This window comes from Streptomyces sp. ID05-26A (genome assembly GCF_033794685.1).
Lineage (GTDB): Bacteria > Actinomycetota > Actinomycetes > Mycobacteriales > Pseudonocardiaceae > Lentzea.
Genome location: NZ_JARAYZ010000002.1, coordinates 1,176,347 through 1,198,848 on the forward strand (window position 1 = coordinate 1,176,347; position 22,502 = coordinate 1,198,848).

A 22,502-nucleotide genomic window follows, 5' to 3' on the forward strand; every position below is an offset into this window, starting at 1 on the left:
CTCATTTCAGTGGGAGGCCGAGGTGCGGCCAGAGGAAGACGGAGCAGGCGAGCACGAGCGCACCGGTGATCGGGGCGAGGAAGAGCGAGAGCGTGAGCAGGTCGCGGGGCCGGTAGGTGTGGGCGAAGAGCGCGACGGGTTTCGCCGACGACGTGAACGTGTGGCAGAAGCCGGCGGCCGCGGTGGAGGCGAAGGCGAGGGCGGCGGGGTTCATCCCGGCGGCCAGGGCGAGCGGGATGACGATCGGGATCAGCACCGAGGATCGTGCCGAACGGGACTGGACGACCAGGTGCGCGAGGAGGCTCACCACGATCACGGTCGGCAGCAGGTGGTCCGGGCTGATCAGGGTCGCGATGCCGTTGGCGGCGCCGGACCGGACCAGGGCCGTGCCGAGCATCGTGGTGGCGGCCATGAACAGCAGCAGCGACCACGGGATGTCGGCGAGGGCCGCCTTGAGCGTGGTGGTGCCGAGGCGCGGGCTGGTGATGGCGACGGCACCCGCGAGGGCGACGACCTCGGGCGGGACGTGGTGCCACGGTTCGGTGATCCAGGCGACCGAGACGGCCGCGAGGATGCCGAGGGACGTGGTCTCGGCGCTGGTGAGGCGCTGGGTGGGCACCGCGGTGCGCAGCGTCCCGCCCGGCGCCGCGAACTCGACGGTCGGCGGGTCCACGACGAGCGGGTGCTTCCGATCGGCCCGTGACGTGAACAGCCACAGCACCAGCTCCGCCGTGACGTGCGCGCTGACGACCGCGAGCGGCAGCCCGAGCAGCAGCCACTGCCCGAAGCCGATCCCCTCCCCCGTCGCCTCCTCCAGCAGCGCGCTGGTGATCAGGTGCGCTCCGGCGCCCACCAGGGTCGCCACCGCCGTCAGCAGGATCACCGACGGGAACAGCACCCCGAGCGCCCGCGACACCCGCGAGTTCACCCGCAGCTCCCGGTGCACGGGCAGGGTCAGCGCGGCGCGGCCCGAGGTCGACGGCACGAAGAAAGCCGTGAGCAGCAAGGCGAAAGCCGTCAGGTGCACCAGGCCGCGCACCGACCGCGCCCGGCCCATCAGCGACGTCGCGAGCCGGGCCGGCAGGCCGGAGTCCGACACCCCGCGGGCGAGCACGAACGCCGCGATCAGCAGCCACGTCGTGGACCCGCCCAGCACCTGCAGCGCCGACGCGGGCAGGACACCAAACAGCAGCAGGGCCACTACGGCGGCGAGGGCGACCAGCGTGTCGTCCAGCGGGGTGCACACCCACAGCACCACCGCCACCGCGAAGACCACCATCGTCAGGATCACGAGGACGATCCTGCGCGGGCGAACTGATCCACACGTGAGGCCCAGATGAAGGAGCCTTCATCTACACCAGGCGATACCCCATGCCCCGCACCGTTTCCACCCGGTCAGCCCCGATCTTGCGCCGCAACGACCGCACGTACACGTCGACCACGTTGGACCCCGGGTCGAAGTCGTAACCCCAGACGTGCGACAGGATCTGCTCGCGCACCAGCACCTGCCCCGGATGCCGCAGGAACAGCTCCAGCAACGCGAACTCGCGCGCGGTGAGGTCCACCGACCCGGACGGCAGCACCGCCTGACGGGTGCGCAGGTCGAGCGACAACGTCCCGGCGGTCAGCACGGTCGCCTCGGGAACACCGGGCGGGCGCAACCGGAGCCGGACGCGGGCCAGCAGTTCCTCGAAGCGGAACGGCTTGGTCATGTAGTCGTCGGCACCACCGGACAGCCCCGCCACGGTGTCGTGCACCGAGTCGCGGGCGGTCAGGATGATCACGGGGGTGGCCACGCCCTGCTCGCGCAGCGAACGCAGGACCGAGAACCCGTCGAGGTCGGGCAGCCCGAGGTCGAGCACCACCAGGTCGAAGGAGGCGGCCCACGACAGCGCGTCCGCCCCCGAGGCGACGACGGAGGTGGTGAAGCCGTTGGCGCGCAGGCCTTTCTCCACGAACGACGCGATGCGCGCCTCGTCCTCCACGATCAGGATCCGGCCGGTCATCGGGGTACCTCCACCACGAACGTCGCTCCTTGCCCTGCAACCGAACGCACCCGCACCGCGCCGCCGTGCGCTTCGGCGATGGCCTTCACGATCGGCAGGCCGAGCCCGGTGGACCGTGAGAACAGCATCGACTCGTCGCTCACCCCGGGACCGGAGTCGGCCACCCAGAACGAGACCGAACCGTCCACAGCGGACCCGAAGCGGATCGTGGCACCGGAAGTGGTGTGGCGGACGGCGTTCGACGCCAGCTGCAGCACGGCCTGGGTCACGCGTTGCGGGTCCAGCACGGCCTCTCCCTCGGCGATCGCCTCGAGCACCCAGCGGCGGTCGCCGAGCGCGCGGAGCTTCGCGTCGATGTCGCTGGTGAGCTCCGGCAGGCTCACGGCGACGGGACGCAGGAAGTCCGGCCGTTCGGACTTGACCAGCAGCAGGAGGTCCTCGACGAGCCGGGCCATGCGGTCGAGCTCGTCGGTGCACAGCCGCACCACCTCGGCGCGTTCCTCCGGTGAGTCGCCGAGCAGTTCCAGGTGGCCGCGCACGATGGTGATCGGCGTGCGGAGCTCGTGCGAGGCGTCGTCGAGGAACTGGCGCTGCAGCCGGAACGAGCGGTCGAGCCGGTCGAGCATCGAGTTGAACTGCTGGGCGAGCGCGGCCACGTCGTCGTTGCCGGACACGGGGATGCGGCGGGTGAGGTCGTCCTCGGTGATCTCGGCGGCGGCCTGGCGGACCATGCGGACCGGCGCGAGGATGGCACCCGCCACGAACCAGGCGATCAACGCGGCGATCAGCAGACCGGCCAGCGACACCAGCACCAGCACGCGCACCGTCGAGTGCACGGGGCCGTGCACGCCGTCCTCGAAGTAGCCGGTGACGAACCACATCTCCGCCGGGGCCGTCGTGTGCACCTTCGCCCAGCGGAACGGACCCGCCGGGGTGGTGACGACGCCCCAGGGCGCCGGTGACGAGGTGATGGCGGCGACGGCCGCCCGGTCCTTGTCCAGCTCGTAGGTGACCTCGGTGCGCTGGACCAGGACGCGGCCGGGCAGCACGGCGAGGTGGAGCTCGTGCTGGTCGGGGTACTGCAGGCGCAGGTGGGCGTCGGCGACGGCACCGGCGTCACCGGTGTGGTTCTCGGCGTAGGTGCTGAACTCGGTGGTCTCCTGCTCGAGGGCGCGGTTGACGCGGTCGTCGACGTCGACGAGCAGGAAGCGCCACACCACGACCACGACGGTCGCGAGGACGAGCGTCATCAGGCCGAGGAGCCAGCACATGATCTTCACACGTGCGGGCACGTCAGTCGTCCTCGCCGTCGTCGTCATCGTCGATGGGCGGTGGCGGGGGCAGCACGGAGCCGGGCGTGGGGGTGGGAACGGCGGTCGTGGGAGCGGGGGCTGTGGTGGACGGCGCCGTGGTGGACGGTGCCGTCGGGACCGACCGTCCGATCCGGACCTCCGGCGCCCGCACCTCGGGCGGTACCGGACGTACCACCGTCAGCACGAGAAGCACGGCCGCGAGCGCGCACGCCACGCTGAGCACGGCCACGAGGGCCGTGCCGGTGCGGGCGGACGGCAGCATGCGGCAGAGCCTGCCCCACCGCTCCGGGTCGCGCATGAGAACAAGATGAAGATCTCTTCATCTGCCGCTCCGCGCGGACCGGCCTCGCCGCCTCGTGTTCGACCTCGCCCCGGGACCTGGGCTCCACGATCGCCGACTGCTATGGCGTCGTGAAGGTGTTCCTACAGTGGGCCGAACACGCCCAGGTACCAGCGCTCCGGTGGCGGGTTCTTGTCGAACGGCCGGAACGAGTACGAGGGGCGGCAGCCCACCACGAGGATTTCGCCCAGGGCCAGGTCGACCTCCCGGCGGAACCTCGCTTCTCGTCCCTTCATGTCCGCTGTGACGAAGTCCAGTCCGTGCCGGCCCGGGGACAGGTGCCGGAAGCGGGAGAACGGCCACTGGGTGTCCGACTGCGCCAGGACCCGGCCGTTCTCGCTGACCTCGTTCAGACGGACGTAGAGCGAGGCGCTGTGCCGCACGGGGGCTCGGCTGATCGTGAACATCAGGAGCCCGGTCCTGCGCCGCTTGCGCCAGCGGTTGAGCCGCCACCGCGTGACGAGGGGGATGCGGTCCCACTGGAGTTCCGCTACTTCCGCCTGCAACCGACCCGCCAAGATCGCCTCCCCTCGTCCTTCAAGGATGCCGGACGGCGATGTCGCGGACCAGGGCCTGGCAGGGGGCGTCGTGGTGCTCGCGGCCACCGGCGCCCTGATCGTCCGGAACCGCCGGGCCCCTGTGATCGACCAACCAGGTGCCGGTGTCGCTCCTGTGCCGGCGTGCTGGGTACGCGGGGGTGGCGGGTCGGGGGACTCGCCGCTCCCGCTCACAGCCCTGCCGTCGTGAGTCCACAGTGAACAGTCACGTCCGTCACACCGGCGAACGAGATCGGAGTCTCCGGGAACCGGAGCGGCCGGACGTCCGACTGCTGTCGGTGTGAGGGTGAGCAGGGCCGCTGTCGTCGCGTCGGTTGTTTCCGTTGTGTGTGTCGCCGTTGTCGTGTTCTGGGCGGGTGATGTGCACGCCGCGCTGGGCGACAGCGATCCCGGGAGACTCACGTCGCTGGCGTTCGGGCTGGTGCGCACGCTCGCGAACGCCGCGGCCACGATCACGGTGGGCGCGCTGGTGTTCGGTGGCTTCGTGGTGCCCGCGCCCGGACGCAGCGCGAAGCTGACCGCCCAGGCTTACGCGGCGGTCCGCGTCGCGGCGAACGCGGCGGCGGTGTGGGTCGCTGCGGCCGGTGTGGCCGTGGTGCTGTCCGTTTCGGACGCCACGGGGCAGTCCATCAGCGTCGCGCTGAGCCACCTGCCCGGTCTCGTGGCGGCGACCGAGGAGCCGAAGGCGTGGCTGGTCACGGTCGTGGCGGCCGGTCTGGTGGCGGCCGGGACCCGGACGGCGCTGACCTGGGTCACCGCGGTGCTCTGGCTGGTGCCGGCGCTGGTCGGGGTGCTGGCCCCGGTGATCGTCGGGCACGTCGCGAACGGGGCCTGGCACGACGTGGCGACCAACGCCATGGTGTGGCACGTGCCGGCCGCCGCGGTGTGGGTCGGTTCGCTCGTCGCGTTGCGCGGCTACCTGCGGCACTCCCCCGGCGCCACCTCTCCGGACGAGGTCGTGCGGCGTTACCACCGGGTCACGTCGGTCTGCGCGGTGGTGCTCGTGCTCAGCGGCGGGGTGGCGGGCGCGGTGCTGGTCGGCCCGGCCGCGCTGAGCGGCGGGTACGTGGCGCTGCTGCTGCTCAAACTGGCGGTGCTGGCGGTCGTCCCGCTGCTGCGGGCGCGGTGGGGCACTCGGCGCCCGCTCGGCGTCGAACTGGCCGGGCTGGGCCTCGTGCTCGCCGCCTCGACCGGACTGACCCACCTGGTGCCGCCCGCGTGGGCGTTGTCCCGGCCCTCACCCCAGGAGACCGTGCTCGGCTACGAACTCCCGGACGGTCCGTCGGCGGCGGAACTGATCCTCGGCTGGCGGCTCGACCTCGTGCTCGGACTCGGCGCGGTCCTGGCGGCGGCCGCCTACCTGGCCGGCGTGCGCACCCTGCGACGCCGAGGTGACCACTGGCCGCACGGACGGACCGCCGCCTGGCTCGCGGGGTGCGCGGTGGTGCTGGTGATGACCTCGTCAGGACTCGGCCGGTACGCGGCGGGCATGTTCAGCACCCACATGGTCGCCCACATGGCGTTGAACATGCTGGCACCAGTGCTGCTGGTGCTCGGCGGGCCGATCACCTTGGCGCTGAGGGCTTTACCGCCCGGACCACGTCAGTGGATCACCGCGCTCGTGCACTGCCGGGTCGCCAGAACGCTCGTCCATCCCGGGGTGGCGGCAGTGGTCTTCGTGGGCTCGTTCTACCTGCTGTACTTCTCGGACCTGTTCGGCGAGATGATGCGGTTCCACTGGGCGCACCAGCTGATGAACATCCATTTCGTGGTCAGCGGCTACGTGTTCTTCTGGCTCGTCATCGGTGTCGACCGGGCTCCGCGCACGTTGCCGCACCTGGCACGGCTCGGACTGCTGTTCTCCGTCATGCCGTTCCACGCCTTCTTCGGCGTGATCCTGATGAACAAGCAGACGGTGATCGCGGAGGACTTCTACCGCACTCTGGGCCTCACCTGGATGCCGGACCTGCTCACCGACCAGCGCCTCGGCGGCGGCATCGCCTGGGCCACCGGCGAGATCCCCGTGCTCGTCGTCGTCCTCGCGCTGCTGCACCAGTGGGCGCGGGCCGACCGGCGGGAGGCCGTGCGGTTCGACCGCGCCGCAGACAACGGCCACGACGACCGCCTGGCCGCCTACAACGCCATGCTCGCCGAACTCTCCGGACGAAGGAACTGACTCATCATGACCACCACGACGGACCTGTCCGTCGAGCTCTCCGTGTCGGGCATGACCTGCGCCGCGTGCGCGACCCGCATCGAGCGCAAGCTGAACAGGGTCGACGGCGTCCGCGCGACGGTCAACTACGCCACCGAACGCGCGATCGTGCACCTGCCGGACGGCATGCGTGCCGATGACGCCGTGCAGGTCGTGCGCAACGCGGGTTACGACGCGGTTCCCGCCGGGCAGGACTCGCACACCGTCGACGTCGTCGCGGGTCTGCGCCGCCGGCTCGTGGTCGCGGCCGTGCTGGCCATCCCTCTGGGCAACCTGTCGATCAGCCTCGCGCTCGTCCCCGCGCTGCGGTTCCCGGGCTGGGAACTCCTGTGCGTGCTGCTGGCGCTGCCGGTCGTGGCCTACTCGGCCTGGCCGTTCCACCGCGCGGCGCTGCGCAACCTGCGGCACGGATCGTCCAGCATGGACACACTGGTCTCGCTCGGAGTGCTCTCCTCGTTCGGCTGGGCGGTGTGGTCGCTCGTCGCCGGGTCGTCCGGCGGTGGCTACTGGCTCGGCTTCGGCGTCACCGACGGCGGCGCCGACGCGGTGTACCTCGACGTGGCGGCAGGGGTCACCACGTTCCTGCTCGCCGGGCGCTACTTCGAGGTCCGGTCGCGGCGCAGTGCGGCGGAGCTGCTCGAAGCCCTCGCGGGCATGGCGGCCAAGGACGCTCGGGTGCTGCGCGACGGTGTCGAGACCGCGGTACCGGCCGCCCAGGTCGTCACCGGAGACCTGCTCGTGGTGAAACCGGGCGAGGCACTGCCCGCCGACGGCGTGGTGACCGGCGGCCACTCCGCCGTGGACGCGTCGTCCATGACCGGCGAACCCGTGCCGGTCGAGGTCGGTCCCGGTGACGCGGTCACCGGCGGCACCGTCAACCGCTCCGGTCGCCTCGTCGTGCGGGCCACCGCGGTGGGCGCCAACACCCAGCTCGCCCAGATGCGCGCGCTGGCCCAGCAGGCCGCGGAACGCAAGGCGCGCGTGCAACGGCTGGTCGACCGGGTGTGCGCGGTGTTCGTGCCGGTCGTGCTCGTGCTCACGGCGCTCACCCTGGCCGGGTGGCTGGTCACCGGCCACCCCACGCGGGAGGCGTTCACGTCGGCGGTCGCCGTGCTGATCATCGCCTGCCCGTGCGCCCTCGGGCTGGCCACCCCGACGGCGCTGATGGTGGGCGTGGCGCGGGCCGCGCAACTGGGCGTGCTGGTGAAGGGACCGGACGCGCTGGAGGCGAGCCGGGCGATCGACACCGTCGTGCTCGACAAGACCGGCACGGTGACGACCGGGCTCATGCGGGTCACGGGCACCACGGCGTTCTCCGCCCACTCCGAGCACGACGTGCTGCGGTGGGCGGCGGCGGTCGAGGCGGCGTCCGAGCACCCGATCGGCGTGGCGATCGCGGCGTCGTCCGAGGCCCCGGCCGTCACCGGGTTCGAGGCACTGATCGGTGCGGGTGCGCGCGGGCTGGTGGAGGACGGGCTCGTGCACGTCGGTTCGCGCGACCTGATGGCACGGCTGGACATCGTGCTGCCGGCCGAGGCGTCGGTGTGGTCGGCGGGGCTCGGTCCGGCGACCGGGGTGTTCGTCGCGCGCGACGGCGTGGTGATCGGCGGCATCACCTTGCAGGACGCGGTGCGCCCGTCCGCGCGCTCCGCCGTCGAACGCCTGCACGCGCTCGGGCTGCGCACCGTGCTGCTCACCGGGGACCACGAGGACGCGGCCCGCGCGGTCGCGGACGAGATCGGGATCAGCGACGTGATCGCGGGCGTGCGGCCCTCGGACAAGGTGGCGACGATCGAACGGCTGCGCCACGACGAGCACCGGGTCGCGATGGTCGGTGACGGCATCAACGACGGTCCCGCGCTCGCCGCCGCGGACCTGGGCATGGCGATGGCGCGGGGCAGCGAGATCGCCGCGCACGCCGCCGACGTCGTCCTCGTGCGCGACGACCTCGACGTGATCGCGGACGCGATCGTGTTGTCCCATCGGACACTCACGACCATCCGCGGCAACCTGGTGTGGGCCTTCGCCTACAACGCGGCGGCGCTTCCGCTGGCGGCTTTCGGTTTGCTGAACCCGCTCATCGCCGGTGCCGCGATGTCGTTGTCCTCGGTCCTGGTGGTGGCGAACAGTCTTCGGCTGCGCGGGGAGACTCCGGGTGGCGGTCACCTCGCCGGAACTCCCCCGCGCCGCCATCCGACCTCTGCAGCGTGAAGACCGTCGTGACCGCGGTGTCCACGGCCGCGATGGCCGTGTCGATGCTGCAGCTGTTCGTGCTGGGAGCGCTGGGACCGGTGCTGGTCGCCGAGCTGGGGGTGGCCGAGTGGCAGCTCGGCGCCCTGGTGGCGGCCGGGTTCGGGGTGGCGACCCTGGTGTCGCTGCCCGCCGGGTCGCTGGTCGACCGGGTGGGGCCGCAGCGCAGCCTGGTCGGCCTGTTCGTGGTGAGCGCGGCCGCGCTGACGGTGCTGGCGCTCGCCGGGTCGGCGTGGTGGGTCGCGGCGGGCGTCGCGCTGGGCGGCGTCCCGCAGGCGCTGGCGAACCCGGCGACCAACAAGGTGATCATGGCGGCCGTGGCGCCGGAGCAGCGCGGGCCGGTGACCGGGTGGAAGCAGTCCGGCGTGCAGTTGGGTGCGTTCGTGGCCGGGGTGCCCCTCGCGTCCGCGGCGGCGGTGGTGGACTGGCGCTGGGGTGTCGGCGTGCTCGCGGTGTTGTGTCTGGCCGGTGCGGTGGTGACCACGCGCCTCACTGTGCCCTCTCCCCCCGCCGAGGCCGGGCCGAACGAGGGTGTCGGCGACCGAGTGCGTGCGCTCGCGGTGTTCTCGTTGGCTCTCGGGTTCGGACTCGCGTCGGTGAACACGTTCTTCGCCCTCTACGGCGTCGAACGACTCGGCCTGTCCGCGCCCGTCGCGGCCTGGCTGATCGCGGTCATGGGTCTGGCCGGCATCGCGGGCCGGGTGTGGTGGAGCGGAGCGGCGGGGAGGTCGGACGATCCCGCCGCCGTGTTGCCGCCGCTCTCGCTGGGGGCCGTCGTCTCGGTCGCGGTGGTGGCGCTGGCGGACGGGGCGCACTGGCTGGTGTGGTTCGGCGCGGCGGGGATCGGGGTGTTCGCGGTGGCGGGCAACGCGGTCTCGATGGTGGCGGTGATGCGGGCGGTGCCGCAGAAGCTCGCCGGACGTGCGGCCGCGGTGGCGTCGACCGGGTTCTTCGGCGGGTTCGCCGTCGGGCCGCCGGTGACCGGGCTCGTGGTCAGCGGTGCCGGCTACCCCTGGCTGTGGGTCACCGTCGGCGTGGTGTTCGGGGTCGCGGCCGGGATCGCGTTCCTGGTCACGCGACGCACGGCGGTGACGGTGTGAGCGACTGGGCGCACGACCTGGTGCACCGGATGTGCGCGCAGGTCGGCGAGACCGAAGCCGCTGTGGGAGAACGGTTTCCGCTCTACTCCCGCGACGGGCGGTGGAAGACCTCCGCCCGCGGGTCGTGGACGGGCGGCTTCTGGGCCGGACTGCTCACCCTGCGCCGCCTGGCCACCGGAGCCGGGAACGTCGCGGTGGTCCGGGACCGGTTGGACGTGTGGGCAGACGCGGACACGGTGCTGCGCGGCATGATCTTCTGGTACGGCACCGGCGCCGAACGACTGGGCCTCCTCGATCCGCGTTCCAGCACCGCGAACGTCGCGAACAGCCTCGCGCGGAGCTTCGACCCGGAGCTCGGCGCGATCCCGTGGGGCTCCGCGTTCGCTCCCGACGGCCCGCCTGTCCGCGCGGACGGGGCCGCCGGAGTCGTACCGTTGCTCGACGCCCACGGCCACCACGACATCGCGCGCCGACATAGGAACGCGCACCTCGACTTGGAACCGGACTGGCCTCGGGGCAAGGCCTGGTTGCTGCTCACGAACCCCGCCCAGGACTGGAGTGTGTCCACTCAGGACAGTTCCGCCGTGGCGATCGCCGCCGTCGCGTTGCTCAAGGCAGGCCGTCGTGAGGAAGGGGAACGACTGCTGCGCACCCTGCCGGAAGGTGCCGACTACGACGGCATGACCGGCTTGCAGGTGGTGTGGGGTGACTTCTTCACGTTCCTCGGTGCCGCCATCGTCACCGGACTGGTGCCGCCGGACGCCTGGTGAGCAAACGCCGCCCGGTCGTGCTCACGTGCAGTTCGTCCGCGCCGTCGAGGATGCGGGCGGCCCTCGCCACGCGCATCAGCCGCGGCAGACCTGTTGCCGCCATGAGTCCTTCCGCACCATGAACCTGGATCGCGGCGTCCACAGCCGTGTTCAGAGCACGGGCGGCAGCGACCTTCGCGAGGCTCACCTCGACCGGGGCACGGTCGCCGGCCGCGACCAGTGACGCGGCCTCGCGGGTGAGCAGCCGTGCCGACCTGACCTCCAGTTCGGCCTCGAAAGCCAGCCGCTGCACCAGTTGCCGGTCGGCGAGCACACCGTCGCCCAGCGCTCGCGAGACCGCGCGGTCCGCGAGCAGGTCGAGGCACCGTTGCGCCTGGCCGATCCAGCGCAACGCCCGCAGGGTCCTGCCCAGCGCCAGGCGTTCGCCGGCCAGTCGCATGCCCTGGCCCGGCTCGCCCACGAGGTGCGTCGGCGGCACCCGGACCTCGTCGAACGAGATCTCGTGCTGCCCGCCGGCGCCGAGGACGTCGAGCTCTCGTTCGACGCGGATCTCCTTGGCGGGCAGGGCGAGGATCGAGAAGTCCTCACCGGTGCGCGCCATCACCAGCACCAGGTCCGCGCGCGCCGCACCGCTTGTGAACCACTTCCGTCCGGTCACGGTCCACCAGCCGTCCGCGCCGCGCTCGGCGGTGGTGCGCAGACCAGAGGGATCCGAGCCCGCCACACCGGGTTCGGTCATCGCATAACTCACGTGCACGCGCCCTGCCACGAGGTTCGCGAGCACCTCGTCCTGCAGTTCCGGATGGGCGTGCGTGCTCAACATCCGCACGTTGAGCAGGCTGGACGAGCCGACGACGTCCGGACCGTGGTCGCTGCGGCCCTCGTCCTCGGCCACCGCGAAGTAGCCGGCCAGGGACTGGCCGCCTCCCCCCAGCCCGGCCGGGAGCGGCCGGGCCCAGAGCCCAGCGTCCTTGGCCAGCTCGCGCAGCTCGAGTCCCCCGCCCTCGTCCAACTCGGGTTCGGCGGGAATGACGACCTCGTCCACGAACTGACGCAACTGAATGTCACCTGTCACCAACACATCACACCATCGCGGGAACCCGAATGGCTCTGCGTCCGACCTTTGAGTCATGACGGAAGCCACAGCAGTGCAAGTCTCGGCCTTGGAGGGCGCGACCGCGTCGGTCTCGGGCACGAGCGCGGCGGCACGCCTGATGCGGTCACACCTCCGGGCTTTGGGGGCCGAGGTCCACAACGGTCACTCGCGGAACGCCGCCGAGGCGGTCGTCACGCTGCACAACGGGGATCAGCACGCGGTGGTCGTCGACTGGGCCGGACCGGTGACCGTGCCGGGTGTGCGCGACGAGGCGACCGTCCAGGCCGCCTGCGGTGTGATGCACGTGCACGGCAGGCGTTCCGGTTCTGCGCGGGGCATTGGCGTGGACTACTGCGGCACGGCGGCGGGCGTGCTCGCGATGACCGGGTTGCTGGCCGCGATCCTGCGCGGTGAGCCGCGAGTGCGGACGAGCGTCGCCGAAGCCGCCCTGCTCACGATCTCGCAGTACCTCGCCGCCTCGGGCGCGGACGAGGCGGAGGCGGTCGACCTGCGCCCCGGTGGTCCGCCGTTCGTCAGCTCCGACGGTGTGCGGTTCGAGGTCGAGGCGCTGGTGCCCGAGGTGTGGGCGGCGTTCTGGACCGGGCTCGGCACCGGCGGCGCGGCGATCCGCGACGGCTGGAAGCCTTACCAGTTCCGCTATGCGACGGCGACCGCCCCGATTCCGGACGCACTGCACGCGGCGACCCGTGGAGCCACCTTCGCGGAGATCACCGAAGCAGCGGCTGTCAGCGGTGCGAGCGTCTGCGCGGTGCACGGCCCGATCGAGCCGATCACCTCCCCGTGGAGCATCGAGCCGACCGAGGGCCGCGCCTCCAGGGACGGCACGGAGCTGGTCGTGTACGAAGCCGGTCGGCGCATTCAGGCACCGTTGGCCGCGCATCTCCTGGGTTTGTTGGGCGCCAAGGTGATCCGTGTCGAACCACCGGGCGGTGACCCCCTGCGTGGCATGCCTCCGATGAGCCGTGACATCTCCGCCCGCTGGCTCGCGCTCAACCGCGGCAAGGGCGCCGTCGAGGTCGATCTGAAGGACCCCGCCGACCGTCAGCGGCTCCGCGATGCCTTGGTGGACGCGGACGTGTTCCTGCACAACTGGGCGCCGGGCAACGCCGAGAAGTGGCGGCTGGCCGCACCCGACCTGCCGGACGGCATCGTCTACGCCTACACCTCCGGCTGGGGCGGCGGCACGCTGCCGGACCTCCCGCTGGGCACCGACTTCATGGTCCAGGCGCGCACCGGTCTGGCCGAGCTCGTGCGTCCGTCGGATGAGGCCCCGGCGCCGTCGCTCATGACGCTCGTCGACGTCCTCGGCGGGCTCGTCGGCGCCGAAGCCGTGCTCGCCGGAGTGCTGACCAGACGCCTCACCGGCCGTGGTGTCGCGGTCGAGAGCAGCCTGCTCGGTGCGGCCGGCGCGTTGCTCGACGGCCAGAACGGCCGCCCCGCACCAGGTTTCCGCATCCCCGTCGACGGCCGCGTCGACGGCGTGGACGTGGTCGACGACCTCGCGACGTTGCTGGGTGATCCCCGCTTCGCCGCCGTACTGGGCCGCGACGACCGCGGCTGTCCCGCACTCGTCTCCCCGTGGAGGTTCCTGTGACGCTCGCCGCCACCCCCGTCGTGAAGCACCTGGCCGACCTGGTGCCGCACGAAGTCCGCCGCGACTGGGCGAGCACCGGTCTCTACCGCGACCGCGACCTCTATTCGTTGTTCCGCCAGCACGTTCTCGCGGGTCCGGGCCGCACGGCGATCGTCGACGCGGACGGTGAGATCAGCTACGGCGAGCTCGACCTCATGGCCCGTGCCCTCGCCGTGGGACTCGCGGGCATGGGCGTGGAGCAGGGCGATGTCGTGGGCATTCAGCTGCCCAACAGCAGACTCGCCTGCGCGTTCGACCTCGCGATCGCCGCGCTGGGCGCCGTCTCCCTGCCCTACCCGGTCGGCCGCGGCGACCGGGAAGCGGCGAGCCTGCTCAGCCGGTCCGGCGCGGTCGCCGTGGTGACGACGACGTTCTACGGCGACTACCCCTGTGCCCAGCGCACTCGCGCGCTGGCGGGCGAACTTCCCGAACTGCGGACCGTCATCGCGGCGGGTGACGGCCCGGTGCCCGCGGGCTGCGTGCCGGTGGCGGCGTTGCTGGCGGCCGATCCGGCCCGGTTCGGACCGGTTTCCCCCGACCCCGACGGCCCCGCGCGGATCCTGGTCACCTCCGGCTCCGAGGCCGCGTCGAAGATGGTGCTGTACTCCCACAACGCGCTCGTCGGCGGTCGGGGCCGGTTCATCGGCGAGCTGATCGGAGACACGCCAGAACTGCGGAACTTCGTCATGGTCCCGCTCGCGTCGTCCTACGGCAGCAACGGAACCTCGGTCACGCTCGCGGTGCACGGCGGCACTTTGGTGCTGCTGCCCAAGTTCGACGCCACCACCGCACTCGCGATGATCGAACGCGCCCGGCCGACGCACGTGCTGGCGGTCCCCACGATGCTGCGGATGATCGCCGACTCCCCCGAGCTCGACCGGTTCGACACCTCGAGCCTGCGAGTCGTCGCACTGGGCGGCGCCGCGCTCGACGCCACGACCGCAGCACGGGTCCGCGACACGCTCGGCTGCACGGTGGTGAACGTGTACGGATCGGCGGACGGCGTCAACTGCCACACCGCGCTCGATGATCCGCCCAGCCACGCCGACACCGCGGGCCGTCCCAACCCGACAGTGGCCCGGATCCGGATCGTCGACGACTCCCTGCTCGACGTCCCGCCCGGCGACGTCGGCGAGATCGTCTCGCTCGGACCGATGTCGCCGATGTGCTACGTCGGCGCGCCCGAGCTGAACGAGCGCTACCGCACACCGGACGGCTGGGTGCGCACCGGCGACCTCGGCCGCATCGACGCCGACGGCTACCTGCACGTGGTCGGGCGGCGCAAGGACGTGATCATCCGTGGCGGCGTGAACATCAGCCCGGCGGAGGTCGAGGCCCTGCTGGTCACGCACCCGTCGGTGCGGGACGTGGTGTGCGTGCCGATCCCGGACGAGGTGCTGGGCGAACGACTCTGCGCCTGCGTCGTGGCCGATCCCGCGCCGACGCTGCGGGACCTGACCGGGCACCTGGCGGCGCAGGGCCTCGAACCGCGCAAGTTCCCCGAACGCCTGGTCGTGGTCGACGCGCTCCCACTCGGCGCGGCGGGCAAGGTCGACCGCCGCGCCGTGCAGGACCTGGTCAGGCCTTGAGCGCCCGGGAGATCTCCTCGGCGTTGGTCTTGAAGACGCCGAGGAGATCCAGGTCCGCACCGGGGTAGTTCACGATCTCGACCTGCTTCGCGGACGAGCCGGGCAGGACGGTGCCGGTGGACATGTGCACGTTGTCGAACACCAGGTCCGGCTGCTTGCCCGACAGCTCCGCGAGCTGGCCGGGGGTCACCGGCTGCGGCCCGAAGGTGCCCACGACCTCGGCCCCGGTGATCGCGGCCATGTAGGCGACGAACGCCTGGCTGACCACCTTCGGCGCCCTGCCACCGGGGAACGAACCGGTGACCTGGGTCTTGACCTCGGCCAGGGTGGTGTCGAACTTCTTCAGCCACTCCTCGGCCTTCGGAGTCGTGCCGAGGAGCCCGGCCAGGCGCGTCACCTCGGCGCGCACCACCTCGGGCGCGTTCTCGAGCTTCACGGCCTCGACCTTCGCCGAGCCGCCCGCGGCCTCCTTCAGCTTGGCGGCGAATCCCTCGAACTCCGCGTACAGCACCAGGTCCGCCGTGGCGACGGCGGCGAGGTCGGACGGCTTGGGGTCGTAGTCGGCGGCGTGGGCGACGGTCGCCGGCACGACGACCTTCACGTCGGTCGCGCCCGCGGCCTTGGCCAGCGCGGCCTCCCACGCCGTCGCCGCCACGACCTTCTTGCCCGCCGGGGCGTCCGAGGTCGCGCCGGGCGTCGTCTGCGCGCCGCCGCCACAGGCCGTCAGCGCGAGCACCGCGCCGAGCGCGACGAGCTTGATCTTCACGGGTCAGGTTCTCCTCATCGGTGACAACTGGGCGAGCAACGCGATCACGCCCGCCAGCAGGACGAGCACCGGACCAGGAGGCTGGTCCAGCGCGAGTGCGAGCAACAACCCGGCAACGGCCACCACGAGCCCGATGCCGATCGACGCGACGACCATGCCGGTCAGCCCGCGTCCGATGCGCCGCGCGGCCAGCGCGGGCAACAACGTCAGCGCGTCCACGAGCAACGCGCCGGTGAGCTTGACGGCTCCGGCGATCGACACGGCGATCACCACGAGCAGCGCCATCGTCAACGGACCGGTGCGCACCCCGGAGCAGGCGGCGAGCTCCCGGTCGTGCAACAGCAACGACAGATCCCTGCGACGCCACCAGAACAGCGCCGGAATCGCGACCGCCAGCACCCCGAGCACCACGAGGTCGACCGGCCGGGTCGAGAGAATCGATCCCCACAACAGCTCGAACGCACCGTTGGCGTTCACGCCGGAAATCGACAGCACCAGCAGCGCCACGGCGATCGCGAGGCTCATCAGCAGGCCCATCGCGCCGGACAGACCCGCCGAGGTCGTGGCGAACGGCGCGAGCCCACCGCCCGCCAGCGCGCACAGCACCAGCGCCCACAGCAACGGATCCGTGCCGGTGAGCAGGCCGATGGCGCTGCCCAGCAACGCCACGTGCATGATCGCGAACCGCACCGGGTAGATGTCGAGGCCGACGATCAGCACCCCGACCGGCGGCAGCGCGATCGCGCCGAGCAGCAGTCCGGCACCCGCGCGCTGCACCGGAACCAGCGCGAGCAACTCCGCGATCACGCGACTTCCCGCAGACTTCCGGCGGCCATCTCCACCACGCGGTCGCAGGCGTCGGCCACCGCACGGTCGTGCGTGGCGACCACGAGCGTCACCGGCAGTTCGGTGAGCACCGCCGCGGCCTCCTCCTGCCCGGCGAAGTCCAGCGCGGCGGTGGGTTCGTCGGCCAGCAGCATCCCGGCACCCGCGGCCACGGCACCGACCGCGCGGGCGAGCCACGCCCGTTGCGCCTGCCCGCCGGACAGCGTGTGCACCCCGCGCGACTCCAGTCCCGCGAGACCCAGCCGTCCGGCCGCCTCCCGCGCGGCCGCACCGTCACCACCGCTGTCGAGGAGTTCGCCCAGCAGCAACGGGAACCGGCCGGTCGACCGCAACTGCGGGATCCACGCCACCTCGCCACGCCGCCGGCGCCACTGCGCCGAGGTCCCCGCCCGCCGGCCGCCGACCTCGATCACCCCGCCGGAGACGGGCTGGAACCCCAGGACCGCGCGCAGGAGTGTCGACTTGCCGGACCCGTTGGTGCCGATCAGCGCGACCCGCAGCCCCGCGGGCACGTCGAGATCGACGGAGTTGACGGCGGGGTGCCTGCCGTAGCGGCAGTGCACTCCTTCGAGCAGCAGGGACAAGGCGGTCACGTGCCACAGGTCGTTCACCCGGCCGGGGTAGTTCCCGGCAATCTCAGCCGGCTTCCCCGGCGCGACGGCCACGATGTTCCTGATCTTCGAGAACACCGAGCTGAGTTGCCCGCGTCACATCGAGTGGAAGTTGACACCGGTGTCACCACATAGCGTCGAAATCGTCCGTGATTCGACGTTCCAGGAGCTGTTCACGATGAGCAAAGCGTTGGGGTACAAGGCCTTCGGCGAGGCCGACGTCCAGGAGTACTTCGAGCGGCCGGATCCCGTGCCCGGTCCCACCGAGGTCCTCGTCCGCGTCACGGCGGCGGGAGTGAATCCGGCGGACCACAAGCTGCGGTCCGGACACGCCCCCGCGCTGAACGGCCACCTGCCGTTCCCGCAGGTCCTGGGATTGGAAGCGGCCGGAACCGTGCTCGCGGTCGGTGAGGAGGTGACGGGCCTGTCGATCGGCGACCGGGTCACCGGGTTCGCCCTGACCGGTTCGGGCACGTACGCGGGAACGACGCTGCTGCTCGGTGACTCCACGGCCCGCATCCCGGACGCGCTGCCGGACACCTGGGCGGCGACCATCCCCGTGGCCGGCACCACCGCGCTGGACGTGCTGGACCAGCTCGACCTGCCCGCCGGATCCTCGTTGCTGGTCAACGGGATCGGCGGCGGCGTCGGCATCGCGGTGGCCCAGCTGGCCCGGGACCGCGGCCTGGTCGTGACGGGTACGGCGAGCGCGGCGAAGCGGGATCTCGTCACGTCGACCGGTGCGTCCTTTGTGGACTACACGGGCGGTGACGTCGTGGACCGGCTCCGCGCGCAGGCCCCGGGAGGCTTCGACGCCGCGGTCGACAACGTCGGCGGCGACTCGTTGCGTGAGATCGCCCCGCTGGCGGCGAAGCTCCTCTCCGTCGGGGACCCGTCCGTGACCGAACTCGGGGGCGTGCTGGTCGAGCGCCGCCTCGACCGGGCAGGGCTCGAACGCGTCGCCGAGCTGATGGTCACCGGAAGGCTCGACCCGCACATCACTCAGACGTACCCGCTCGAACGCGCGCACGAGGCGTTGGCGCTCGTCGAGTCCCTGCACGCCACGGGCAAGCTCGTCATCGACATGAGCCTCTGACCACGCTCACCCGGCACCGATCCTGGCCCGGTGCCGGGTGTTGATCTCGATCAGCTCGTCGAGGACGGCCCTGGCCTCGACCAGCCGGGCGATGTCGGCGGTCAGCCGGTCGCGCTCCTCGTGCATCGTGGTGAAAGCGTCTTCGGCGACGTCCACGGCGTCGCTGTCCACGCACGGCAGCAGCCGGGCGATCACCTTGCTGCTCAGCCCCGCGTCGAACAACCGCCGGATGATCTCGACCCGTTCGACCTCCGTCGCCGCGTAGTGCCGCTGCCCGCCGACGGAGCGCGTGCTGTGCATCAGCCCCTGCTGCTCGTAGTACCGCAACGAACGAGCGCTGACCCCGGTCAGCCGGGCCAGTTCCCCGATCTTCATCGTCGCGGCGGAGGACGTCGTGGTCACGAAGACCAGCCTACGGCGCGGACAGCGGCCAGGAAGCCGGGCGGCCCGGTAACAACGCGCTGGCCTGCCGCGATGGCCCGGCATGAAGCGTGTGTTCGAAGTCGTGGGAAGAGCGATCCTGCTCGCGCCCGGCGCCGCGCTCGCGGTGCTCTTCCTCGTGGAGGACACCGTCGCCGCGGTGAGCGGCCCGGCCCTGCTGGCCGACGTGGCCTGCGCGTTGCTGGCGATCCTGGGTTGCGCGGGATTCGTGCTCGGGTCGATCTGGACGCAGGTCACCCCCTACGCCGCGGCGGCTTCGCTGTCGCTCGCGGCGGCGGTGGGGTTGCAGGCGTTCTCGTCGCTGGACCTGGAGCTGCCGGTGGTGGCGATCGCGGGCGCCACTCTCGTGGGTGGGGGGATTCTGCTCTGGAAGCACTTCCCGGAGTGGCGGCTCATCCTCCCGAAGGCGGGCAAGGGCGCGGCCGCGGTCGCGGTGCTCGCCGTCGGTCCCGTCTTCGCGTTCTGGCAGAGCACGTCCTACCTGCCGTCACAGAACGCGGTCAGCGTGACCTCCCAGCTCAACGCCACTCTCGTGACCGCTGTGGACAACACCAGACACTGGCGCGTCACCGTCACGATGAAGAACTCCTCGCAGGTCCGCGCGGAGATCCTCCAGACCGCGCTCTACCTCTGCGAGAGCGACAGCGAACTCCCCGAACCCGACACGCGCGACTGCCCGAGGGTCGTTCCCATCGGTCGCGGCTGGGTGGACCCCGGCGCGCAGTTCGAGCACTCCCGCTCGGTGCCGTACACAAAACCCCTGCTGCGCCTGCACTTCCGCGCGCACTACGCCCGCGGCGACCGGCTGCGCACCCCGCTCGCCGAACGTCGTGCCGCCACCGAGGCGGAACGCGGCGACTGCTACCGCGCCTGGGTCACGGACGTCAAGGAACAGTCACGTTTGCGCGCCCTGGTGCTCCAGCCCCGGTACGTCCTCGACCGGGAGACCCGGGAGGGAGGCCTGAACTACACCATCGTGTCCCGCAAGAACCTCGTGTGCGGGGCGGCGCGCGACGACGACGTCTACGAGTACTACACCGTCACCGAACAGAACGAGCGGTGGGCAGGCTGGGCAACGGCTCCGGAGAAACCCTGACCGCACGGATGCGTCGAGATCCCGGTTTCAGCTGGTCACAAGGTGTGGGAGTCCGCTACGACGACGCGCGCAACGCGGCCAGTTCGGTGCGCGAACGCACGCCGAGCTTCATGTAGATCCGGGTGAGGTGGTACTGCACGGTCTTCGTCGACAGGAACAACTCTGCCGCCGCCTCCTTGTTCGAGAGACCCCGCACGACGAGCTGCGCGACGGCTTCCTCCTGGGGTGTCAGCTCGTCCGCCGCTCGCTCCGAGCGGGCGACGTGCACGCCACCCGCCTTGAGCTCGCGGTCGCAGCGGGCGACGTAGGTGCCGGCGCCGAGTGCGAGGTAGCCGTCGCGGGCCGCGGTGATGACGACGTCGGCCTCCCGGCGTTTGCCCGCTCGCCGCAACGTCTGGCCGTAGGCGAAGTTCACCCGCGCCCGGTCGTAGCGCAGCGGGAGTTCTCCCAGCAGGTCCAGCGACTTCTCGAACGCCTCGGTCGCGGCGGTGATGTCCTCTCGCGCGCCGAGGAGCCTGCCTCGGGCGTAGCCGATCCGCGCCATCGTGGACCGGTGGTGGCGGGCTCGGGCGAGTTCTTCGTGCGGGGCGAGGAAGTCCTCTGCCTCGTCGAGCCGTCCTTCGAGGACGAGCGCGTTGGCGTAGACGTCGGCCCACGGCCAGGTGCCCGGCTCGTCGACGCAGTCCCGCGCCCACGGCTGGACGAGCGGCGCCAGCGCCCTGAGCACGCCGGCGTAGTCCGCGCGTGCCTCGGCGAGCTGTGCCCTGGCCAGGCAGGACGGGACCCGCATGATCTCGTACTCCCTGGGACCGGCTTCCGCCAGGCGCGCCGCCTGCTCGGCGGCTCCCCACTGCCCGCGCAACGAGTGGATCTGCACGGCCGTCCACTGCAGCAACGGGCGGACCAGCAGCATGCCGCTGCGGTCGATGATGGCCTGTCCTTCCCGGACGGTGCGCACCGCGGCGTCCCAGTCACCGGTGAGGAACCGGATCCTCGCCAGCCACGCCCGCGCCCACAGCGAGATCCGGGTCGAGCCGCCGAGGAACGTCGTCGGCACGCCGCTTTCGAGGTCCGTGCGCGCGTCCTCGACGAGGTCCATGGACAGCTCGAGCCAGCCTCGGCCCATCACGACGCGCTGGGTCTGCGCGCCGTGGCGGACCTGTTCGCCCAGTGCCCGGTACTCGGCGAGGGCTTCGTCGTGGCGTCCGGTCGCCCCGAGCCCGAGGCCGCGGATCGCGACGGACTCGATCGCGGCGGGCGAGTCCGGCTCGACGAGCCCGAGTGCCCGGTCCGCCCAGGCGACCAGGTCCGTGCCGCGGCAGCGGGCCAGCGAGTGCAGCACGTGCCGCTGGCAGATCATCGCCGCCACGTCGGGTTCGCGTTCGGCGTTGACCAGGTCCCAGGCTCGGCCGAGCCTCGTCTCCGCCTCGGTGGCGCGGCCCCGCACGACGGCGAGGTAACCGAGGACGGCGTTGCGCAGCGGCGTCTCCCGCAGGCTTTCGACCTCGGGTGCCAGTGCGGCCGCGGAGAGCGCCTCACCCGCGCCGACCAGCGCGTCCACCGCCCGCGTGAGGCGGCGTTCCCGGGTCAGGCGGTCTTCGGTGAGACGGCTCGCGTCGGCCAGCAGCGAGGCCGTGTCCGCCCAGCCGCCGACGTCCGCGCGTGCGGCGGCGGTGGCCTCCAGCTCGTCGGCCAGCGTGCTGTCGGGCATGGGGGTCGCCGCCACCAGGTGCCGCAGCCTGCGCACCGGGTCGTCCACCAGCGCGGCGGCCCGGTGGTGCGCGACCGCCGCCGTGTCACGGCCCAGGGTCGCCAGCACCGCCGCTCGCACCATGGGGTCCACCGGCGACACCCACGCCGATCCGGTGCCGGTGACGCTCACCAGTCCGTTGGTCTCCGCCTCCGCGAGTGCCTCCAGCACCTGGTCCAGTCCCGCGAGCCGGGCGGCGTCGCGCAACGGGGTCCCCGGCCCCAGCACCGCGACGGCCTCGGCGATCGCACGGGCCGGTCCGCTGCACGCGGTCAACGCGCTCCCGTGCGGGACTCGACGGCGGAGGGCGCGGGCAGTTCCGGGGCGAACCGCGACCACGTGTCGCGGGGCACCTCGTCGAGCAGGTCCAGCACGTGGCGCGGCAGGCCACCGGTGTGCCGCCAGAGCCGTTCCGCCATCGACGGGTGGAGCAGGACACCGCGCGAGGCGGCGAGCTCGGCCACCGCCGGCGCGTCCAGGCCCCGCAGCCGGAGGTGGACGTCAGCCGCCTGGTGCAGCAGTTCCGAGACCTCCCTGGTCGGTGCGGTCAGCACGACCACCTCTGTCGACGGAACCCCGTTGCAGGGAGCCAGGATCGAGCTGTGGCGCGCCGACGCGGACGGCTTCTACAGCCAGTTCGCCCCGGGCCTGCCCGAGTGGAACCTGCGCGGCAGCTTCACCACCGACGCCGGCGGCACGTTCGAGATCCGCACCATCCAGCCCGCGCCGTACCAGATCCCCACCGACGGCTCCTGCGGCAAACTCATCGCCGCCGCGGGCTGGCACGCCTGGCGCCCCGCGCACCTGCACGTCAAGGTCTCCGCACCCGGCCACGAGGAACTGACCGCGCAGCTGTACTTCCCCGGCGACGAGCACAACGACGACGACATCGCCTCCGCGGTGAAGCCCGAGCTCGTGCTCGACCCCAGGCCCGCCGCCAACGGATCCGTGACGGTCGACTACGGCTTCGTGCTGGACCCGGTGCGCGGCTGATGTCGTTCCACGT

General features: G+C 72.0%; 21 protein-coding genes. 9 read left to right on the plus strand and 12 right to left on the minus strand.

Going from position 1 to position 22,502, the window contains the following annotated elements; genetic code table 11:
- Window position 1 precedes the first annotated feature (1 nt).
- The 5 genes from PV646_RS21175 to PV646_RS21195 form a co-directional block, all read right to left on the minus strand.
- The gene (locus PV646_RS21175; RefSeq protein WP_500343894.1) at window positions 2-1,291 is read right to left on the minus strand and encodes an SLC13 family permease; all 1,290 of its coding nucleotides are present in this window, start codon (window positions 1,289-1,291) and stop codon (window positions 2-4) included.
- Between the two features lie 61 nt (window positions 1,292-1,352).
- Window positions 1,353-2,006: a response regulator transcription factor gene (locus PV646_RS21180; protein WP_500343895.1), complete on the minus strand. Its 654-nt coding sequence runs from the start codon at window positions 2,004-2,006 to the stop codon at window positions 1,353-1,355.
- The gene (locus tag PV646_RS21185) at window positions 2,003-3,298 is read right to left on the minus strand and encodes a sensor histidine kinase (RefSeq protein WP_500343896.1); all 1,296 of its coding nucleotides are present in this window, start codon (window positions 3,296-3,298) and stop codon (window positions 2,003-2,005) included. The genes PV646_RS21180 and PV646_RS21185 overlap by 4 nt, the downstream gene beginning before the upstream one ends.
- Before the next feature lies 1 nt (window position 3,299).
- Window positions 3,300-3,617 (minus strand): hypothetical protein, encoded by a 318-nt coding sequence (locus PV646_RS21190; protein WP_500343897.1) that lies wholly within the window; start codon window positions 3,615-3,617, stop codon window positions 3,300-3,302.
- 125 nt (window positions 3,618-3,742) lie between these two features.
- On the minus strand, window positions 3,743-4,177 hold the full coding sequence (locus PV646_RS21195) for a hypothetical protein (RefSeq protein ID WP_500343898.1): 435 nt from the start codon (window positions 4,175-4,177) through the stop codon (window positions 3,743-3,745).
- A gap of 325 nt (window positions 4,178-4,502) precedes the next feature.
- Here PV646_RS21195 and PV646_RS21200 point away from each other — a divergent pair, with 325 nt between their 5' ends.
- The 4 genes from PV646_RS21200 to PV646_RS21215 are packed head-to-tail and all read left to right on the plus strand — an operon-like array spanning window position 4,503 to window position 10,551.
- Complete coding sequence (locus PV646_RS21200) at window positions 4,503-6,392, plus strand: bifunctional copper resistance protein CopD/cytochrome c oxidase assembly protein (RefSeq protein ID WP_500343899.1); 1,890 nt, start codon at window positions 4,503-4,505, stop codon at window positions 6,390-6,392.
- A 6-nt stretch (window positions 6,393-6,398) separates the two neighbouring features.
- A complete protein-coding gene (locus tag PV646_RS21205) occupies window positions 6,399-8,642 on the plus strand; it encodes a heavy metal translocating P-type ATPase (protein WP_500343900.1) in 2,244 nt (747 codons plus the stop codon).
- Window positions 8,639-9,781 (plus strand): MFS transporter, encoded by a 1,143-nt coding sequence (locus tag PV646_RS21210; protein WP_500343901.1) that lies wholly within the window; start codon window positions 8,639-8,641, stop codon window positions 9,779-9,781. The genes PV646_RS21205 and PV646_RS21210 overlap by 4 nt, the downstream gene beginning before the upstream one ends.
- Window positions 9,778-10,551: a hypothetical protein gene (locus PV646_RS21215; RefSeq protein WP_500343902.1), complete on the plus strand. Its 774-nt coding sequence runs from the start codon at window positions 9,778-9,780 to the stop codon at window positions 10,549-10,551. Before PV646_RS21210 ends, PV646_RS21215 begins: the two co-directional genes overlap by 4 nt.
- Here PV646_RS21215 and PV646_RS21220 read toward each other — a convergent pair.
- Window positions 10,520-11,626: an acyl-CoA dehydrogenase family protein gene (locus tag PV646_RS21220; RefSeq protein WP_500343903.1), complete on the minus strand. Its 1,107-nt coding sequence runs from the start codon at window positions 11,624-11,626 to the stop codon at window positions 10,520-10,522. The genes PV646_RS21215 and PV646_RS21220 overlap by 32 nt on opposite strands.
- A gap of 55 nt (window positions 11,627-11,681) precedes the next feature.
- On the opposite strand from PV646_RS21220, the gene PV646_RS21225 reads away from it, so the two are divergent.
- Window positions 11,682-13,262, plus strand: a complete 1,581-nt coding sequence (locus PV646_RS21225; RefSeq protein ID WP_500343904.1) for a CoA transferase — start codon at window positions 11,682-11,684, stop codon at window positions 13,260-13,262.
- Window positions 13,259-14,890: an AMP-binding protein gene (locus PV646_RS21230; RefSeq protein WP_500343905.1), complete on the plus strand. Its 1,632-nt coding sequence runs from the start codon at window positions 13,259-13,261 to the stop codon at window positions 14,888-14,890. The genes PV646_RS21225 and PV646_RS21230 overlap by 4 nt, the downstream gene beginning before the upstream one ends.
- On the opposite strand, the gene PV646_RS21235 is transcribed toward PV646_RS21230, so the two are convergent.
- Genes PV646_RS21235 through PV646_RS21245 form a run of 3 tightly spaced genes read right to left on the minus strand, consistent with a single transcriptional unit; the run spans window position 14,880 to window position 17,095 of the window.
- On the minus strand, window positions 14,880-15,656 hold the full coding sequence (locus tag PV646_RS21235) for a metal ABC transporter substrate-binding protein (protein WP_500343906.1): 777 nt from the start codon (window positions 15,654-15,656) through the stop codon (window positions 14,880-14,882). The genes PV646_RS21230 and PV646_RS21235 overlap by 11 nt on opposite strands.
- Window positions 15,657-15,659: 3 nt before the next feature.
- A complete protein-coding gene (locus PV646_RS21240; RefSeq protein ID WP_500343907.1) occupies window positions 15,660-16,463 on the minus strand; it encodes a metal ABC transporter permease in 804 nt (267 codons plus the stop codon).
- On the minus strand, window positions 16,460-17,095 hold the full coding sequence (locus PV646_RS21245) for an ATP-binding cassette domain-containing protein (RefSeq protein WP_500345051.1): 636 nt from the start codon (window positions 17,093-17,095) through the stop codon (window positions 16,460-16,462). Before PV646_RS21245 ends, PV646_RS21240 begins: the two co-directional genes overlap by 4 nt.
- Before the next feature lie 196 nt (window positions 17,096-17,291).
- On the opposite strand from PV646_RS21245, the gene PV646_RS21250 reads away from it, so the two are divergent.
- Complete coding sequence (locus tag PV646_RS21250) at window positions 17,292-18,209, plus strand: NADP-dependent oxidoreductase (protein ID WP_500343908.1); 918 nt, start codon at window positions 17,292-17,294, stop codon at window positions 18,207-18,209.
- A 6-nt stretch (window positions 18,210-18,215) separates the two neighbouring features.
- On the opposite strand, the gene PV646_RS21255 is transcribed toward PV646_RS21250, so the two are convergent.
- Window positions 18,216-18,611: a MerR family transcriptional regulator gene (locus PV646_RS21255; RefSeq protein WP_500343909.1), complete on the minus strand. Its 396-nt coding sequence runs from the start codon at window positions 18,609-18,611 to the stop codon at window positions 18,216-18,218.
- Window positions 18,612-18,693: 82 nt separating this feature from the next.
- Here PV646_RS21255 and PV646_RS21260 point away from each other — a divergent pair, with 82 nt between their 5' ends.
- Window positions 18,694-19,746 carry a hypothetical protein gene (locus PV646_RS21260; protein WP_500343910.1) on the plus strand — a complete coding sequence of 351 codons (1,053 nt, stop codon included), beginning with the start codon at window positions 18,694-18,696 and terminating at the stop codon, window positions 19,744-19,746.
- Window positions 19,747-19,801: 55 nt separating this feature from the next.
- Here the strand turns inward: PV646_RS21260 and PV646_RS21265 are convergent, their stop codons facing one another.
- Together PV646_RS21265 and PV646_RS21270 are read right to left on the minus strand one after the other, a co-directional pair.
- The gene (locus PV646_RS21265; RefSeq protein WP_500343911.1) at window positions 19,802-21,772 is read right to left on the minus strand and encodes a LuxR C-terminal-related transcriptional regulator; all 1,971 of its coding nucleotides are present in this window, start codon (window positions 21,770-21,772) and stop codon (window positions 19,802-19,804) included.
- Window positions 21,769-22,050, minus strand: coding sequence for a hypothetical protein (locus PV646_RS21270; protein ID WP_500345097.1), 282 nt, complete (start codon window positions 22,048-22,050; stop codon window positions 21,769-21,771). The genes PV646_RS21265 and PV646_RS21270 overlap by 4 nt, the downstream gene beginning before the upstream one ends.
- On the opposite strand from PV646_RS21270, the gene PV646_RS21275 reads away from it, so the two are divergent.
- Window positions 22,031-22,489 carry a dioxygenase family protein gene (locus PV646_RS21275; protein ID WP_500345052.1) on the plus strand — a complete coding sequence of 153 codons (459 nt, stop codon included), beginning with the start codon at window positions 22,031-22,033 and terminating at the stop codon, window positions 22,487-22,489. The two genes, PV646_RS21270 and PV646_RS21275, sit on opposite strands and share 20 nt — an antisense overlap.
- Window positions 22,490-22,502 lie beyond the last annotated feature (13 nt).